The organism is Streptomyces sp. NBC_01717 (assembly GCF_036248255.1).
Classification (GTDB): Bacteria; Actinomycetota; Actinomycetes; order Streptomycetales; family Streptomycetaceae; genus Streptomyces.
The window spans coordinates 6,627,012-6,643,577 of record NZ_CP109178.1 but is presented as its reverse complement, the minus strand read 5'-3'; the positions used below and the strand labels follow the sequence as shown (position 1 = coordinate 6,643,577).

14 protein-coding genes are annotated in these 16,566 nt (G+C 69.7%); 10 read left to right on the top strand and 4 right to left on the bottom strand.

Annotated elements, in window-relative coordinates; translation table 11 throughout:
* Positions 1-11: 11 nt before the first annotated feature.
* Positions 12-899 carry an alpha/beta fold hydrolase gene (locus OHB49_RS30070; RefSeq protein WP_329164096.1) on the bottom strand — a complete coding sequence of 296 codons (888 nt, stop codon included), beginning with the start codon at positions 897-899 and terminating at the stop codon, positions 12-14.
* A 69-nt stretch (positions 900-968) separates the two neighbouring features.
* Between OHB49_RS30070 and OHB49_RS30065 the strand changes: the two genes are divergently transcribed.
* Entirely contained in the window at positions 969-1,418 is a 450-nt protein-coding gene (locus OHB49_RS30065; RefSeq protein WP_329164095.1) for a MarR family transcriptional regulator, read from the top strand.
* 134 nt (positions 1,419-1,552) lie between these two features.
* The gene (locus tag OHB49_RS30060) at positions 1,553-2,203 is read left to right on the top strand and encodes a hypothetical protein (protein ID WP_030970695.1); all 651 of its coding nucleotides are present in this window, start codon (positions 1,553-1,555) and stop codon (positions 2,201-2,203) included.
* Between the two features lie 63 nt (positions 2,204-2,266).
* Here OHB49_RS30060 and OHB49_RS30055 read toward each other — a convergent pair whose 3' ends face one another.
* Positions 2,267-3,178, bottom strand: coding sequence for a Gfo/Idh/MocA family protein (locus OHB49_RS30055; RefSeq protein ID WP_030970694.1), 912 nt, complete (start codon positions 3,176-3,178; stop codon positions 2,267-2,269).
* 199 nt (positions 3,179-3,377) lie between these two features.
* On the opposite strand from OHB49_RS30055, the gene OHB49_RS30050 reads away from it, so the two are divergent.
* The 4 genes from OHB49_RS30050 to OHB49_RS30035 all read left to right on the top strand — a co-directional run bounded on the left by OHB49_RS30050 (position 3,378) and on the right by OHB49_RS30035 (position 8,257).
* Positions 3,378-4,865, top strand: coding sequence for a hypothetical protein (locus OHB49_RS30050; RefSeq protein ID WP_329164094.1), 1,488 nt, complete (start codon positions 3,378-3,380; stop codon positions 4,863-4,865).
* Positions 4,862-6,031: an ARPP-2 domain-containing protein gene (locus OHB49_RS30045; RefSeq protein ID WP_329164093.1), complete on the top strand. Its 1,170-nt coding sequence runs from the start codon at positions 4,862-4,864 to the stop codon at positions 6,029-6,031. Before OHB49_RS30050 ends, OHB49_RS30045 begins: the two co-directional genes overlap by 4 nt.
* Positions 6,032-6,181: 150 nt before the next feature.
* Positions 6,182-7,216, top strand: a complete 1,035-nt coding sequence (gene glnII, locus OHB49_RS30040) for a glutamine synthetase (RefSeq protein WP_030970687.1) — start codon at positions 6,182-6,184, stop codon at positions 7,214-7,216.
* Between the two features lie 426 nt (positions 7,217-7,642).
* Complete coding sequence (locus tag OHB49_RS30035) at positions 7,643-8,257, top strand: winged helix-turn-helix domain-containing protein (RefSeq protein ID WP_329164092.1); 615 nt, start codon at positions 7,643-7,645, stop codon at positions 8,255-8,257.
* Between the two features lie 70 nt (positions 8,258-8,327).
* Here OHB49_RS30035 and OHB49_RS30030 read toward each other — a convergent pair whose 3' ends face one another.
* Positions 8,328-10,475: an MMPL family transporter gene (locus OHB49_RS30030; protein ID WP_329166673.1), complete on the bottom strand. Its 2,148-nt coding sequence runs from the start codon at positions 10,473-10,475 to the stop codon at positions 8,328-8,330.
* A 239-nt stretch (positions 10,476-10,714) separates the two neighbouring features.
* Between OHB49_RS30030 and OHB49_RS30025 the strand changes: the two genes are divergently transcribed.
* The gene (locus OHB49_RS30025; protein WP_329164091.1) at positions 10,715-11,983 is read left to right on the top strand and encodes a sensor histidine kinase; all 1,269 of its coding nucleotides are present in this window, start codon (positions 10,715-10,717) and stop codon (positions 11,981-11,983) included.
* Positions 11,968-12,615 carry a response regulator transcription factor gene (locus OHB49_RS30020; RefSeq protein ID WP_329164090.1) on the top strand — a complete coding sequence of 216 codons (648 nt, stop codon included), beginning with the start codon at positions 11,968-11,970 and terminating at the stop codon, positions 12,613-12,615. Before OHB49_RS30025 ends, OHB49_RS30020 begins: the two co-directional genes overlap by 16 nt.
* A 22-nt stretch (positions 12,616-12,637) precedes the next feature.
* Here OHB49_RS30020 and OHB49_RS30015 read toward each other — a convergent pair whose 3' ends face one another.
* Entirely contained in the window at positions 12,638-14,329 is a 1,692-nt protein-coding gene (locus OHB49_RS30015; protein ID WP_329164089.1) for an alpha-L-fucosidase, read from the bottom strand.
* 68 nt (positions 14,330-14,397) lie between these two features.
* On the opposite strand from OHB49_RS30015, the gene OHB49_RS30010 reads away from it, so the two are divergent.
* Positions 14,398-14,904, top strand: a complete 507-nt coding sequence (locus tag OHB49_RS30010) for a carboxymuconolactone decarboxylase family protein (RefSeq protein WP_329164088.1) — start codon at positions 14,398-14,400, stop codon at positions 14,902-14,904.
* A 107-nt stretch (positions 14,905-15,011) separates the two neighbouring features.
* Positions 15,012-16,565, top strand: a complete 1,554-nt coding sequence (locus OHB49_RS30005; RefSeq protein ID WP_329164087.1) for a DUF1996 domain-containing protein — start codon at positions 15,012-15,014, stop codon at positions 16,563-16,565.
* Position 16,566 lies beyond the last annotated feature (1 nt).

Sequence of the window (16,566 nt, the reverse complement as noted above, 5' to 3'; positions counted from 1 at the left end):
GGCGGCGTCGCTCAGCACCCGGCCGACAGGAACTCCTCCATCCTGCGGTTGAGTTCGGCGGCGTCCGGGGCGTGCAGCGGCAGTGTGTGGTGCGTGGCGCCGGGGATCGTCGCCGTCCGCGCGTGCGGGAGCAGCCGGGCCGCGGCGGCTGCGACCGCTGCGATGTCGTGCGCCCTGCTGTTCTCGGCCAGCAGGAGCAGGGTCGGTACGTTCAGGGCGGCCAGCGCCTCGGGGGCGGGGCGGGGGCCGGTGACCGGCCGGGCGGACGGGAAGCCGGCAGCCGTGTCCCGCAGGTGCAGCCAGACCGGGTCGAGCGGTGCGCCGGAGGTCTCCCAGCTCATGAAGGCGCGGGTGCGGCGAGCGTTGGGGCGGAGCAGCATCGGCAGTGCGTGCAGCAGATAGCCGGGGCGGTATCCGGCGAAGCACCGGGTCGGATCCACAAGAATGAGCTTCCGGATACGGTCGGGTGCGTGCAGTGCGTGGTGGAGCGCGATCCAGGCTCCGTACGAATGGCCGCAGAGTGCCGGCGATGCGATGTTCAGGGCGTCCAGCACTGCGTCCAGCCAGGCCGTCAGGTCCGGAACCGTACGGATCGGACGCTGCCCCACCACGCTGCGGCCCGGGTCGCCCATGAGGTCGACGGCGTGGACGCGGTGACTGCGGCCCAGGTGGGCGGCCTGGGCGTACCAGACGGTGGAGGTGGAGCCGCCGCCGGCCAGCAGCATCAGGGGCGGGGCGTCCTCGGGGCCGCAACTGTTGACACGGGTGGTGCCGTACGGGGTGAGGGCCTCGGAGTGGGTCGTTCCAGCAGGCCACTTGACCGCAAGGACCTCGTCGTAGGCGGCGAGGAACGCCTCGGTGGCGGCCACCGCGGATGATCCGGATGACGTAGGTGTCATGAGGTGCCTCCCAGATGGGTGCCCTTGGATATTATCTCGCTCAACGAGATAATAAAGGGAGGCGGACCGATGAGCGAGCAGAGTCCCGAAATGGAGATCGTCCATCTGCTGCGCAAGGTGAGTGTCGAATTCGGGCTGCGCCAGGCCGAGTTCGCGAGCCGCCACGGCATGCACCCCACCGACGTACGCGCCCTGATCTGCCTGCTCGACGCAGAACGGGCGGGCACGGACGCGACCGCCGGATGGCTCGGTGCGCAGCTCGGGCTCAACTCCGCGGGCACCACCGCCGTCATCGACCGACTGGAACGGCTCGGTCACCTCACCCGCACCCGCGACCCGCGCGACCGGCGGCGGGTGCTGATGACGGTGGACCCGCGGGCGGTCGAGCTGGGCCGGTCCTTCTTCGGGCCGCTGATCGACAACACGGTCGCGGTGCTGCGCGACTTCGACGAGAGCGAGACGGCTGCCGTGCGGCGCTTCCTGTCCGCCGCGCACCGGGCGGTCACCGCCATTCCCTGACCGGCAGGGCGGCGGCAGAGGGGCACGTCCGCGCGACGGCTGAAACGAACGCGCCTGTTACTCGTACGTAGGGACACACGCACCACATCCGGCCCGAGCACATCAGGTGTTCCGGCCGGGGACAGGAGCCCTACGTGTCACGCAAGAAGACCCTCAGCCGCAAGAAGAAGCTCGCCCTGCTGGTCGGGGCCGCCGCACTCGCCGGTGGGACAGCTGCCGTGGTGGCAGGAACCAGCCAGGCCGCGCAGTCACCACCGGCTGACCGGGCCTCGTCGGTCGTCTGCACCGGACTCACCACGGCGCTCGGCAACAACGAGCAGTTCATCGCCGGTCAGCGGGCCGATCCGGATGCCCAGTCGGCCGCGCGGATCGCCAACCGGGAAGCCGTGATCGCGGAGATCCGGCGCCAGCAGGCCGCCTCGGGGTGCGGTGAGGAGGCATCGGCGGTCGTGGATCCCGCCACGTCCGCAGCCGCTTCCACACCGGCATCCGCGCCCGCGGCCCCGGCGCCGCCGGGCGGAGGGGGGCAGACCACCGGTGAGGCCGTCTGTGCCGGATCGACCGTGACGCTGTCCGGCGAGGGAGGTGCCCCCGCCGCGTCCAGCAATCAGTTCCCGGTCGGCACCCAGCTCAAGGTGACCAATCTCGACAACAACAAGTCCACCACTGTGCAGGTCACTTCACCCTCCGGAAGCTGCGCCCTGCTGAACAACGCCGCGTTCGAGCAGGTGCGCGAACCGGGCAAGTTCCTGATCCGCCGCGCTCGCATCGAGCGCGTGGGTTGACGAGCCCGGGCCGGGCGGTGCCGTGCGGTACGAGACACGGCAACGCCCGGCACCCCTCGCGGTTCAGGAACGCGCGGCGGCCTCCGCCTCGGCCAGCAGCTCGGTCAGCCGCAGCCCGAACCGTACGTCGCAGGGGTGCGGCACCCCCGTACGTACCGCATCGAGCAGCGCATCCACCGCCGCGCGGAACGAACCCACCGCGTCGCCCCCGCCCGGCAGCGTGGCGACCCCTGCCTCGCCCCTGAACTCGACCTCCGTGCCCGCCGCTCCGAGGGGTGCGTCCAGCGCGAGCGTCACCGTGCTGGACGCACCGGAGGTGTGGCGGAGGATCAGATGGGTGGCGTCGGCGGGGCCGCGGGCGGCGGTCAGTTCCGTCACATCGCCGAGCACCGGGAGGAGGACCGACAGCGCGTGCGGCCCGACGTCCCACAGGCCTCCCTTGTCACGGCGCCACGGCGAGGCCGCGTACTCGCTCTCCGCTCCGGGGGCGTACAGCGCGCCGATCCACTGGGCGCGGGCGGTGAACCAGCCGCCCCGCGCGGCCTGCTCGGCGATCCATGCCGCGGTCGGCTGGGCGAACCGCATCGTGCAGAAGACGACGGACGCGACCTGCGCCCGGTCGGCTGCCTCGGCGACCTCGCGGGCCCCGGCCACCGTCGTCGCGACCGGCTTGTCCATCAGCAGGTGGCATCCGGCGGCCGCGGCGCGGGCGGCGAGCGGGGCCTGGATGTCCGGCGGCAGGGCGAACGCGACGGCGTCACTCGCGGCGAGGAGTTCGTCGACGCCCGCGTCACCGGTGTACGCCTTGGTGCCGTGGGCGGCGGCGAGCGCGTTCGCCGCCTCGGGTCGGCGCCCCCACACACCGCTGAGTACGACGCCGGGGTGGGAGGCGAGGGCGGGTGCCTGGGTGTTCCGGGCCCAGGGGCCCGTACCGAGAAGGCCGATACGCAGAGGGGCAGCGGGTGGTGTCGTCATGGGTACCAGTCTGCCCGGTCCGCATATCGGGTGGCGGCGTACGACGGTCCGCGGTTACGTTGGCGGAGCCGGCCGCGGGACTCCGGCTGCGACTTCCGGGACTTGCCTATGAAGCAGTGATTTCGCTGATCGCGCCCCCATTCCCCGGCCGGCTTCCGCATATCCGCACCCGGCGGCGGAACGTCACGGGGGGAAGAGGATGACCGACACGGACACGTACGCCGACCTCGTCGCCGCCGAGGACGTGCTCCTCTTCGTCAATGCGGCGATCACCGGGACCGGACAGCGCGAGTTCCACTCGGAGGCGTACCAGCAGCAGCTCTCGCTGGACTTCCTGCACGAGTACGTACGGGTCAACTACCGCAAGGTGTACGCCGCTTCGCTGGCCCTCGACATCAATGACCACAACGCCGTCCGTATCGTGCGGGGACTGCTGGAGACCGCCGCCGAGGCGACCGCTGAGGAGAAGCGCACCGAGGGCCGGCTGATCGCGGCCCGATTGGCGAAGCTTCCTCCGCAGCGCGTCTACCGGCTGTTCCGGGCGCTGCGTGACGCCAAGGTCAACAACCGGCGCACCCGCGCGATCATGCGTGACTGGCTGGCGTGTCGGCCGGATCTGGCCCACGACGCGGTGAAGTACCGCAGTGGGCTGAAGACCACCGCCCGGCATGTCCACCTCCCCCTCGACGACGGGACCTCCGAGGCACCGCGCGAGCTCGGCGACTTCCTGTTCCGGCCCGGGCGGGCTCCGCGCTACCGGCATCGGCTGCTCGACGCCTGGCGCCGCGCCCATTATGAGCAGGGGGCCGTCGACGAGCTGCCGTTCAGCGTCGCCGAGGGCTTCGCGGCGCAACACGGGATGAGGCGAGACGCGTTCCTGGAACGGATGGTGCCGCGCATGACGCGGCTGGAGCGGTTGCGCACCCAGGAGCAGCGGACCACGGACAGCGGAACGCTGCCCGCCGGGGTCGATCCGGCCGCGATGCCACTGACCCGGCTCGCCCTGTACGTCCTGACGTTCGACTTCGAGCGCCGCAGCATCCACCGCGCGGGGCTGACCCGGGCGCTCCGTACCGCTGCCCGCCGCGCCGCCGGTCCGCATGCCGGGAGCTGGGGCCGGGTCGCCGCCGTGCTGGACGACAGTTACTCGTCGTCCGGGTCCGGCGAGAAGCGGCGTCGTCCGCTGGCCGTGGCGCTGGCCTGCCACTTTCTGCTGGAGGCGCTGGCCGCGCCCGGTGCGTACACCCCGCTGTGGACCTCGGGCGGCAACGATCCGCTTCTGGTACGGCCCTGGGGCCCCACCCCGCTGGGCACCCGGATTCTGGACGCACTGGAGCACGGGCCGGACCGGCTGGTCATCGTGTCGGACGGCTGGGACAACGCGCCGGCCGGGCTTGCGGGCGAGGTGCTGCGGGTGTGGCGGGCCAGGATCGATCCGCACCGGCGCACTGCTGCGGTCCATCTGAACCCCGTATACGAAGCCGACGGTTTCGACGTGCGCCGGCTGGCGCCGAGCGTGCCGACCGCCGGCATCCGCGACGCCGAGGATCTGCCCGCGCTGGTGGAGATCGCGCAGTTCGCGGAGGGGCGTACGGGGCCGGCGGCACTGCACGCCTATCTGGACCGTCAGGTCGCACGATTCGTGAACAGCGGTGGGACGGACGGACAAGGAGGGCGAGAGCGGTGAACAGGCTCGAACTGACCGGACTCACTGTCCGGCCCGCCCAGGTGTGGGGCGGTATCCGGCTGGTACCGCTGGTGCGCGCGGCGCCCGTCGAGGGGCTTCGGCTGCATCAGGAGGTCTACCGGGGCTTCGGTACCGACCCCGGCCCGGGCTCCGGTAGCAGCGTCGTCGACGTCGGACCACGGTCGCACTACACCTCGTACATCCCGCACGGTCTGGTCGCGGACTGGTCGGGCTCACGGGCCGAGCCGGACCGTGCGGGGGCGCGGAGTGCCGCGTACGGTACGCAGCTCGCCGACAGCGGCCCCGTCCCGCCCCGGACCGTGACGCTGCCGCGCCACCGGCACCACCGCATGGCCAAGCGTCAGCCCGGCGACCGGCTGCGCTTCCTGCCGCTCCATCTCGCCCTGGAGGGCTATCTCGCGCTGCACTTCGGCGGCCCTTCCGTCGCCTGGGAGGAGTGGTCGCGGCAGGCGCTGCGCGAGGGGCTCTCGCCGCGCGCCGAGGACGCGTACATGGGGTGGTCCGTGCGCGGGCTCGACGACGCGCTGCGGGTCTTCGAGATCCATCCCGGCCAGTGCGGGGTGATGGTGTACGCGGCCGACGCGCTCGCCGCCGCCTTCGTTCTGCCGCGCCCGGACGACTACCGGCTTCTGCACGCCTCGCTCGTCCAGGATCTGTACGGCGAACTGGTCCACCAGTACGCGCTCTACGGCGGTCCGGTGCCGGAGTTCGGTGCGCGGATCCGCGACAGCGGGCAGCTGCGGACGCTCGCCGGTCTGCGGGCGGCCGCGCAGGCGCAGGAGCGGGAGTGGAGCGAGGCGCACGACGCGCTGTTCGCGCGCGAACTGCTGGACACCTCGTACGCCTTCGACCGGGTCCACCGGATGGGGCCGTTCACTCTCTGGCGGTTCCTGCCGCCGTTCGTACGGAACCGGGGCGGACAGCACATCGGTGAGACGATCACCGACCACAAGGGGCAGGTCGCCTACCTGAAGACGTTCCGGCTGTCCGACGCACAGGTGCGCCGCGGACATCTGCTGCACACACTCGCCGATGCCGACTGGCAACTCGCGGCGGCTGCGGCGGCACTGGGCACCACCACGGACGAGCTGGTACGACGGATCCGCGCGGCCGGTTTCGAGGCGCTCCTCAAGGCCCGCGCATAGCCTCCTCAACGCCCGCGTATAACGCAGGAAACCTCGGTAACACGGGGTTCACACTCGGGCAACGGACGGGAAATCGCGTCTTGCGAAGCTGCGATGCAGAGACCTGGACCGCAGACCGCAGCATCGCAGCACCCGCAAAGGATGGCTTCCGTGACGTTCAAGGCTGAGTACATCTGGATCGATGGCACCGAGCCGACCGCCAAGCTTCGTTCGAAGACGAAGATCATGGCAGGGGATGCCTCCCAGGGCGTCGCGGAGCTGCCCATCTGGGGCTTCGACGGATCCAGCACCAACCAGGCCGAGGGTCACGCCTCCGACCGCGTACTGAAGCCGGTCTTCTCCTGTCCGGACCCGATCCGCGGCGGCAACGACGTGCTCGTGCTGTGCGAGGTCTTCAACATCGACATGACGCCGCACGAGTCCAACACGCGTGCGGCCCTGCGGCCGGTCGCCGAGCAGTTCGCCGGCCAGGAGCCGATCTTCGGCATCGAGCAGGAGTACACCTTCTTCGACGGCCACCGGCCGCTCGGCTTCCCCGAGGGCGGCTTTCCGGCCGCGCAGGGCGGCTACTACTGCGGTGTCGGCGCCGACGAGATCTTCGGCCGCGAGATCGTCGAGAAGCACCTCGAGAACTGCCTGACGGCGGGGCTGGGCATCTCCGGCATCAACGCCGAGGTCATGCCCGGCCAGTGGGAGTTCCAGGTGGGCCCGCTCTCCCCGCTGGAGGTCTCCGACCAGCTGTGGGTCGCCCGCTGGCTGCTCTACCGCACCGCCGAGGACTTCAACGTCTCCGCGACCCTGGACCCGAAGCCGGTCAAGGGCGACTGGAACGGTGCGGGCGCGCACACCAACTTCTCGACCAAGGCGATGCGCGAGGGCTACGACGCCATCATCACCGCGTGCGAGTCGCTGGGCGAGGGCTCGAAGCCGCTGGACCACGTCAAGAACTACGGCGCCGGCATCGACGACCGCCTGACCGGTCTGCACGAGACCGCCCCGTGGAACGAGTACAGCTACGGCGTCTCCAACCGCGGCGCCTCGGTCCGTATCCCGTGGCAGGTCGAGCAGGACCAGAAGGGTTACATCGAGGACCGTCGCCCGAACGCCAACGTCGACCCGTACGTCGTCACGCGGCTGATCGTCGACACCTGCTGCACGGCGCTGGAGAAGGCCGACCAGATCTGATCCGCATCTGATTCCGTACGAAGGGGCACCTGCCGGAAACGGTGGATGCCCCTTCGGCGTACCCGGCCCCCACCGGGAACATCTCGCCTGCTGCCGAGACGGTCCGGACAGCACGAGGGGCGGCCCACGAAGTGAGGTGCGAGGTGAGGAACGCAAGGCAAAGGGTCCGTATCGACGGGTGAGAGACCTGCAGCGGCGCCGCCTTGTCTGGTCTAATAGGGGCATGGCCAGCTTCCAGTACATTGCGCCGGGTCGCAGCGACCTCGAGCCGTTCTGGCCTTCTCGTCAGCACCACGACTTCGACCGGGTGTGTTGTCGCGTGAGGAACGCGCAGGCCCTCTAAAGCCGCTCACCCCGGTCTTCGGTCCGCGCGCACGACGCAAGTCCGTCCCTCGACGACTCCTTCGCGCGAAAGAGCTGACCCTCATGGCGAACACTCGCACCTTCTCCGCCGCAACCGCTGTCACCGCAGCACCGTCGGCGACCGCTGCGGCCCCACCCTCCGCCCGCTCCGTCTCCCCCAACCGCCACCGGCTGCGCGCCGTCGACCCCGACGAGGTCGTCCAGCTGGCCGATGTGGCCGACTTCCTCCCGCCGGGCGCCACCTGGCTGCCCGCACCGCAGCACACCCTTCCGGCGCTGCCGGGCCAACCGCCGATGATCGGCTACCTGGTGCTCGTACCGGCCGATCAGCAGCCCGCCGTCGCCGCGGCCGCCGCCCAGCGGATCGTGCCGCAGCCGGTGGCGACGCCGGCCTCGGCCGGTCCGGTGCGCATCGACACGGTGCAGCGCACCGCGGTGGTGGACGGGAACACGCTCGACCTCACGTTCCTCGAGTTCGAGCTGCTCGCCCATCTCGTGGCGCACCCGCACCGGGTGCACACCCGCGACCAGTTGGTGACGACCGTCTGGGGCTACGGGCATGTGGGCGACGGACGCACCGTCGACGTCCACATCGCCCGGCTGCGCCGCAAGCTGGGCGTCGAGCACCGCCGGTCGATCCAGACGGTGCGACGCGTCGGTTACAAGTACGCCCCCTGACCGGGGACGCACGCGACAAGCCCTGGCCGACCGGTCGTACCCGGTGGGCCAGGGCTTCTTCCTAGGGGCGTCAGCCGTGGATCCCAGGTCCGGCAGGAACCGGCTCGGCCACCGCGCCCGCCGCCTCCGCCTCACCGTGGTCCGGACTCGGCAGCCTGGAGAGTCCGCGCGGGGTCCGCCAGTTCCGCTCGCCGAGCAGCGCCATGACGGAGGGCAACAGGACCATCCGTACGATCGTGGCGTCCAGCAGCACCGCAACGGCGAGGCCGACGCCCATCTGCTGCATGTCCTGCATGGACAGCGTCCCGAAGACCGCGAACACCGCCACCATGATCACGGCCGCACCGGTCACCGCTCCCGCCGTCCGCCGGATGCCCGTGTCGATGGCCGCCCGGGTGTCCAGACCGCTCTGCCGGGCCTCGCGGATCCGGGAGACCACGAACACGTGGTAGTCCATCGAGAGGCCGAAGAGCACCACCAGGACGAACAACGGCATCCATGCCTCGATCGCCCCTACCCCCTCCGAGCCGATCAGCGAAGCGCCCCAGCCGTGCTGGAAGACGGCGACCATCACTCCGTATGCGGCGCCCACGGAGAGCAGATTGAGGAGGATCGACGTCACCGCGATGACGTACGAGCGGAAGCAGAACAGCATCAGCAGGAAGGTCACCGCCGTGATGAACGCGAAGACGGGGACGATGCCGCGCTTCAGCTGATCGTTGAAGTCGACGGACCCCGCCAGCTCCCCGGTGACGTATGCCTGCGCACCCGTCCCGTCGAAGGCGGCGGGCACCCGCTTGTCGCGCAGCTCGGCCAGGCCGGCCTTGCCGTCCGGCAGCGGAACCTCGATCTCCGCGACGTTCTGCGCCCGGTGCACGGTCACCTTGTCGGGGCCGAACTCGGCCAGTGCCTTGCGCAGTTCGGGCGAGTCGATATCGTCCGCCTCGATCACGAGGAGGGCGGGGGCGGGGCCGCCCGGGAACGTCTCCTCGATGTTCCGGTACGCCACGGAGAGCTCCGAGTCCGAGCCGAACTGCTTCTCCAGGCCGAGCGACTCGGTCTTCATGCCGAGGGCGGGCGCGGCCAGGGCCAGCAGGACGACGACCGAGGAGATGGCAAAGACCTTGGGCCGGGCCAGGACGGGCCCGAGGATCGTGCCTGCGAAGGAGCCACTGGCCCGCGCGCCCCGCCGGGAGCGCCGGTTCAGCAGCGGCACCCGCCCCGCGTCGATCCGGTCCCCGAGCCAGGACAGCAGCGCGGGAAGCACGGTCACCGAGCCGAGCACGGCGATGAGGACGACGGTGATCGTGGCCAGGGCGAAGCCCTTGAACAGCATCAGTCCGGACAGGAACATGCCCGCCATCGCGACCATGACGGTGAGTCCGGAGACCAGCACGGCCCGGCCGCTGGTCGCCGCCGCGATCCGCAGCGCCGTTTCGGCGTCGCGCCCCGCGGCCCGCTCGTCGCGCTCGCGCCGCAGGTAGAAGAGGCAGTAGTCGACGCCGACGGCGAAGCCCATCAGGAACATCACGGAGTACGTGGTCTGGAAGAGGTGCAGTTGGTGGCTGGCCAGCGACAGCAGACCGAAGGCGGCCATGCAGGCGGTGAGTGCGAGCCCGACCGGCAGCAGGGCCGCGACCACGGCGCCGAAGGCGACCAGCAGGATGCCCAGGGCCAGGGGTACGGCGGTGAACTCGGCCTTCTTGAAGTCCTCGGAGAGCAGGTCACCGAGCCACTTCCCGGCGCTGGCCTCGCCGAACTGATGGATCGTGATGTCCGGCCGCCTCTCCCGGACCCCGGACACGGCGTCGAGCACCGGCTGCACCCGGTCGGCGGATGTCGCCGCGTCCCCCTTCATGTCAAAGGTGATCAGGGCGTCCTTGCCGTCCTTGGAGGGGATCGGCGCCGCGAGGTTCCGGACCTCGCCGGTCCGCTCCACGGCGGCGGAGACCTCACGGGCCGCGTCCTGCCAGTCGCCCGCCTTCGCGGCGGACACCATGACCAGTTCCCCCGCGGGATGGGCGAGGCCGGCGTCGTCGAGGATCTGCTCGGCCCGCGCCGAGTCGCCCGTGGCGTTCTCGGCGTCGGTCATCTCGACCATGCCGGATGCCCCGCCGATGCCCGTGGCGAGCACGACGAAGAGCAGCCAGCCGAGGATGGCCGTCCTGCGATGGTGTGCGCTCCACACGCCGATGCGTGCCGCGAGATTGCGCCTCATGGCGTTTCGCCCCCAGAAGTTGACGTCGAATGAGTCGCTCATCAACCTAGGAACAGGGTGCATGCCGCCCCAGCCGCCGGAACCCCCTCTCCCCGAGGCGTAGGGCGAGGGCTCGATGGTGGTGCTGGCTACACCCCTCCCGGGTGGCGAAACGGCTGACGTCACGCCTGACCGCCGGGTGAGACTGTCCTCGGACCGCGGCCTGCCATGAGGGGCCCGGCGAGGGGAGAGGGACCATCATGAACGCGATGCAGAGCCGGACAAGGTCCGCGCTACTGGCCGCCGGGCGCGGGATCGTACTGTCGATCGCCAGTCTCGCCGGGTCGATCACCCTGTTCGTCCTGGCGGTGCTCTCGATCGCCTTCATTCCGCTGGGTCTGGGCCTGTTCACCACCCCGCAGGTGCTGGACGCGGTCCGCAGGCACGCCAACCAGCGCCGGCTGCTGGCGGCGACCTGGTCGGACGTCCGCATCCCGGTCCCCTACCGGCCCTTCCCGAAGGATCTGCGCGGCGGGCTCACGGGGCAGGTGGAGCGGACGACGCTGATGCTGAAGGATCCGGCGACCTGGCGGGACATCCAGTGGCTGCTGGTCGACATGACGGCCGGCTACTTCGTGTCGGTCCTCGCCTCGGCGCTGCTGCTCTATCCGGTGGAGGGGTTCGTCCTGGCGGCGGGCCTGTGGCGGGTCTTCACCGACGACCGGTACTGGTACGCGTTCGTGCCGGTCGACAGCCAGGCGACGGCGCTGGCCGCCGCAGCGCTCGGTGTGATGTTCTTCCTGACGGGTCTGAAGGTCAGCAGTCCGCTGTTGCGGCTGCACTTCGTGATCGCCCGCTCGCTGCTGGCACCCACCCATGAGCAGGAGCTGGCCCGGCGGATCGACCGGCTCACCGAGACCCGGCACGAGGCCGTGGACACCGCCGCCTCCGAACTGCGCAGGATCGAGCGCGATCTGCACGACGGCGCGCAGGCCCGGCTGGTCGCCATGGGTATGAACCTGGGCACGATCGAGGCGCTGATCGAGAAGGACCCGGCGCAGGCCAAGAAGCTTCTCGCGATGGCCCGCGAGTCCTCGGCGGAAGCCCTCACCGAGCTGCGCGATCTCGTACGGGGCATCCACCCGCCGGTCCTGGCCGAACGCGGACTCGGGGACGCCGTCAAGGCGTTGGCGCTGCGACTGCCCATCGCGGCCGAGGTCGAGGTCGAGCTGGCCGGCCGCGCCGAGGCGCCGGTCGAGTCGGCCGCGTACTTCGCGGTCAGCGAGACCCTGACGAACGCCGCCAAGCACTCGGGGGCGGACCGTCTCTGGGTGGACATCCACCACGCCGACTCGATGCTGCGGATCTCCGTCACGGACAACGGGAGGGGCGGCGCGACGATCGGACCGGGCTCGGGACTGAGCGGAATCGAACGCCGACTCGGTACATTCGACGGCATCATGGCCGTCAGCAGCCCCGCGGGCGGTCCCACCATGGTGACCATGGAGATCCCTTGCGAGTTGTCCTAGCCGAAGATCTCTTCCTGCTGCGTGACGGTCTGGTCCGGATGCTGCAGGCGTACGACTTCGAGATCGCGGCAGCCGTCGAGACCGGGCCGGAACTGACCAGGGCACTCGCCGAGTTGGAGCCGGACGTCGCCGTGGTCGACGTCCGGCTCCCGCCGTCCCACACGGACGAGGGCCTGCAGTGCGCACTGGCGGCCAGAAGGGCCCGGCCGGGGCTGCCGGTGCTCGTGCTCTCGCAGCATGTGGAGCAGTTGTACGCCCGCGAGCTGCTGGCGGACGGCAACGGGGCCATCGGATATCTGCTCAAGGACCGGGTATTCGACGCCGACCAGTTCATCGACGCGGTACGCAGGGTCGCGGCCGGCGGCACGGCGATGGACCCGCAGGTCATCTCGCAGCTGCTGTCGCGACGGGCGCAGGACAAGCCGATGGGCGGGCTGACGCCGCGCGAGCTGGAGGTCATGGAGCTGATGGCTCAGGGCCGTTCGAACGCGGCGATCGCCTCGAAGATGGTGATCACGGAGCGGGCGGTGGCCAAGCACACCTCGAATATCTTCGGGAAGCTCGGCCTGCCGCCGTCCGACGACGACAACCGCCGCGTTCTTGCGGTGCTGGCCTATCTCGACCGGGGGTGAGCCCCTACCCCCGGCCGGCGGCTCATCCGGTCGAACTCAGGTGCAGCGTGGTCGCCCCGAGGTGGGGTGTGGCCCGGGACTCCAGGACCTTGACCCGTACCGCCGTCGCGGTGACGGGTGAGGCGAGCGGCAGGATACGCCGGTTGCCGATCGTGGTGCCCTCGGCGATCCGCTGCCAGCTGCCGTCGATCCTGGCCTCCACGGCGAACTTCTCGACCCGCTGCCCGTGCCGGATGTCCTCGCGGACGGCGACCCGGTCGAAGGTGTACGGCCCCGGAGCCTGCGTGCGTCGCACATCGGTGCCGTAGGTGCTGCGCACCGCCTTGCCGAAGGCGGTCAGTGACGCGACGTCCGCATCGGCGATCCGGCCGTCCCGGTCGGGCGGCACGTTCAGCAGCAGTGCGGCGTTCCGGCCGACGCTCTTCTCGTACAGATTCATCAACTGCGCTGCAGTCTTGGGCTGTTGTTCCGGGTGGTAGAACCATCCGGGCCGGATGGAGACGTCCGCCTCGGCCGGGTACCACTGCAGGTACTTGGTCGTCGGGTCGAGGATCCTGGCGCGGGAGCCGATGTCGGCGTCGGTCGAGTCGTTGGGCAGACTGCCGAGCCCGGTCCACGGGTCGGTGGCGTGTGGGGTGACGCTCCACTCGGTCTCACGGGCGGTGCCGCCCTCGTTGCCGACCCAGCGCACGCCCTGCGGGCCCTGGAAGACGACGGTGTTCGGCGACAACGCCTTGACCATGTCGAACCACTGCTTGACGTTGTACTTCTGGGTGATGCCGGAGCCGGACCAGGGGTTGGCGCCGTCCAGCCAGAGCTCCTCGATCGGCCCGTACTGGGTGAAGATTTCGTACAGCTGGTTGAGGTAGTACGCGTCGTAGTCGTCGGCCATCACCGTGAAGGTGGGGAGCTTGTGACGCTTGACCGCAGCGGCGCGGTCGTCGCCGTGCACGAGGGTGGGGATGGTGCGCTCGGTGACGGCACTGCCGTTGCCGAACCTGCCCTCGCCCGCGGGTGCCCGGTCGCCGTCCTCCAACGCCATCTGTTCGGGCAGGCTCAGCGGCTTGCCCTCCGTCTGCTTCTTGCGGATCGACTCGACCCACTGGGCATGCCAGGCGTGCGGGAGTTCGGCGCCGTCGGAGGGCGAGAGATAGAGGCCGACCTTCAGGCCCGCCTTACGGGCGGCCTTCACGTAGGCGCCGACGACATCGGGGCTGCCGGGGCTGAGTTCGACGGAGTGGTCGGTGTAGCGGGACGGGTACAGGACGAACCCGTCGTGGTGCTTGGCGGTGAGCATGACCTGCTCGGCACCGGCCGCCTTGTAGGCGCGCATCCACTGGTCGACGTCGATGCTCTTCGGGGCGAAGAGCTTCTCGTCCTCGGTACCCGATCCCCATTCGCGGCCCGTGAAGGTGTTCATGCCGAAGTGGGTGAAGGCGGTGACTTCCCGCTGCTGCCACGCGAGTTGGCCGGAGGTGGGGACAATGTTCGCGGCCTTCTCGATGATCCGCTCGGGGCTGTCGCAGGACTCGACGGCCATCTGTGAAGCGGGCTTCACGGGCGCGGCGCACGGGGTGCCCGGTGGTGCGGCGGCCCGGTGTCCGGGCTGCTGCCCGGCCGCCGGCGCGGCTTGCTGAGCGGTGGCCTGCACGGGAACGAGCGCGGCCGCGGCAGCCAGTGCGAGCGCACTGAGCACGCGGGTACGTCGTGCCATGGTTCCCTCCCATTCTCGACCTCATTGGTCGGATCTCTTGAGTGTCGACGTGCGCATGCTGCCGCACGATGAGGCCAGCGGGAAGGGCGCCTACGAAATACGTCCCATCTATTGCCAGAACATCCGGGGAGCGCCTCAACCGTCTGCTCGACGGCTTCCTGAAGATCAGCGCGATCTTCGAGTCGGCCACCCTGGACCAACTCTCCCGCGAGACCCTGATCATGACGGTCGCCACCCGCAACGACTGTCACATCTGCCTGGCCATGCACACCGCCAAACTCATCACGATCGGCGCGGACGCCGACCTGATCGCCGCGCTGCGCGAGGAGAAGCCGCTGTCGCTCCCGGACGAACGGCTTGAAGCGGTAAGGCAGTTCACCCTTGCCGTCGTCGCGACGGCGGGCACGGTCGACGACGAGGCACTGCAGGGCTTCCTGGCACACGGGTACACCCCGCAGAACACCCTCGAAGTGGTCCTCGGTATCGGCGCCTACACGATGTCGACACCGGCCAACCGGATGGTCGATGCACCCATGGACCCACAGCTCGCCCCGTTCACTCCCGCCCCCATGTGACCCGTTTTGCGAATGGAGATTTCTACGAACTTCCCCTTTCACTGAACACCCCCCGAACCACACCCGTATGGAACGTCACGCTTCTCCCTCGAAGCATGAGGAGTTCCATGGGACGCACATCACGCAAACGTTCGACGCTGGCCAACCGGGCGATTGTCGCCTCGGCCGCATTGATTCTGGGTGGAGGTGGCTTGATCGCGGTCAATGTCTACGCTTCGGCGGGAGAAGGGGCGTCCGGCTCGCCTCCCGGCCGCACGTGGAATACGGGCACCCAGATGTCCACCATCGACTGCCCCGACGTGGGTAACGAACTTCCCGATGTGCCCGACGAGGCGCGCTGGGAGGTCGACCGCGAACTGGCCGCCATGGATACCCAGATCACCGATGCCTACCAGCAATTCGCGGATCGGAAGGACGAGATCTCCCGTGATCCCAACCTTGCCGAGAATGCCGTACTGGGTCCGCTGAAGGCCGAGCGGACGGCGAGTATCGACCGCATCGCCACCGCCGTCGAGCGCAACGCGGACCGCCCGCAAGGACTGGACGGGCTGGCTCCGTGCAGCCTGCGCGCCGACGACAGCAACCATGACGGTGGTGGCTACGGGGCCGGCGACAGTCAGGGCCAGGACGCCGGCCAGGACGCCGGCCAGGGCAATGATCAGGGTGCCGACCAGGGCCAAGGCGGCGATCAGGGTGCCGACCAGGGCCAGGGCGACGATCAGGGTCAGGGCCAGGACGGTGGACAGGACGGCGACAACGGTCAGGAGCAGCAGGGCAACGGCCCCGAGGCGTCAGACTTCGTCGACATCCAGTCCGTGCAGCCGAATGTCGACAGGCCACGCCAACGCCGCGGTGCCTCGCGCGGTACGTTCACCACCGACTGCGGGCGTAACGAGAACGGCAAATTCAACCCGGACAATGTCATCGTCGCGCCCGGCGTGAGCAACGGCGCTCACCATATGCACGATTACGTCGGCAATCAGGCCAACGACGCCTTCGCCAGCGACGACGATCTGGCCAATGGCGATACCAGTTGCCGGAACCAGGGTGACAGGTCCACTTACTACTGGCCTGTCCTGCGTCTGCAGAACGGGACGGCGGAGAACGACGCGGACGCGGACGGCGGTGGCAAGGACCAGAACATCGGAGAGATCCAGACTCCGTCCCAGGTCACGCTGAAATTCGTCGGCAATCCCACCGGGAAGGTCACGGCGATGCCGCGCTTCCTGCGGATCATCACCGGGGATGCCAAGGCATTCACCAACGGCGACGCCAACGCCAATGCCTCATGGAGCTGCACCGGATTCGAGAACCGGCAGCTCAAGGACAAATACCCGATCTGCCCGGACGGCAGCCAGGTGGTCCGCTCGTTCGCATTCCAGAGCTGCTGGGACGGGCAGAACACCGACTCCGCCAATCACCGCACCCATGTCGCCTTCGCCCAGGACAACGGTCGGTGCCCGAACGGCTTCAGAGCCATTCCGCAGCTGGTCCAGCGCATCGTGTACGACGTGCCGCCGGGCCCCGGCTTCGCCGTCGACTCCTTCCCGGAGCAGCTGCACAAGCCCGTCACCGATCACGGTGACTTCATCAACGTCTTCGACGACAACCTGATGAAGAAGGTGGTGAGCTGCATCAACGGCGGGCGCAAGTGCCGCTGAT

Bases quoted from the DNA above. Each gene is read 5' to 3' on its own strand.
- OHB49_RS30015 (WP_329164089.1), bottom strand. From the start codon at position 14,329: ATGGCACGACGTACCCGCGTGCTCAGTGCGCTCGCACTGGCTGCCGCG.
- OHB49_RS30035 (WP_329164092.1), top strand. From the start codon at position 7,643: ATGGCGAACACTCGCACCTTCTCCGCCGCAACCGCTGTCACCGCAGCA.
- OHB49_RS30050 (WP_329164094.1), top strand. From the start codon at position 3,378: ATGACCGACACGGACACGTACGCCGACCTCGTCGCCGCCGAGGACGTG.
- OHB49_RS30030 (WP_329166673.1), bottom strand. From the start codon at position 10,475: ATGAGGCGCAATCTCGCGGCACGCATCGGCGTGTGGAGCGCACACCAT.
- OHB49_RS30070 (WP_329164096.1), bottom strand. From the start codon at position 899: ATGACACCTACGTCATCCGGATCATCCGCGGTGGCCGCCACCGAGGCG.
- OHB49_RS30065 (WP_329164095.1), top strand. From the start codon at position 969: ATGAGCGAGCAGAGTCCCGAAATGGAGATCGTCCATCTGCTGCGCAAG.
- OHB49_RS30005 (WP_329164087.1), top strand. From the start codon at position 15,012: ATGGGACGCACATCACGCAAACGTTCGACGCTGGCCAACCGGGCGATT.
- OHB49_RS30055 (WP_030970694.1), bottom strand. From the start codon at position 3,178: ATGACGACACCACCCGCTGCCCCTCTGCGTATCGGCCTTCTCGGTACG.
- OHB49_RS30010 (WP_329164088.1), top strand. From the start codon at position 14,398: ATGAGGCCAGCGGGAAGGGCGCCTACGAAATACGTCCCATCTATTGCC.
- OHB49_RS30025 (WP_329164091.1), top strand. From the start codon at position 10,715: ATGAACGCGATGCAGAGCCGGACAAGGTCCGCGCTACTGGCCGCCGGG.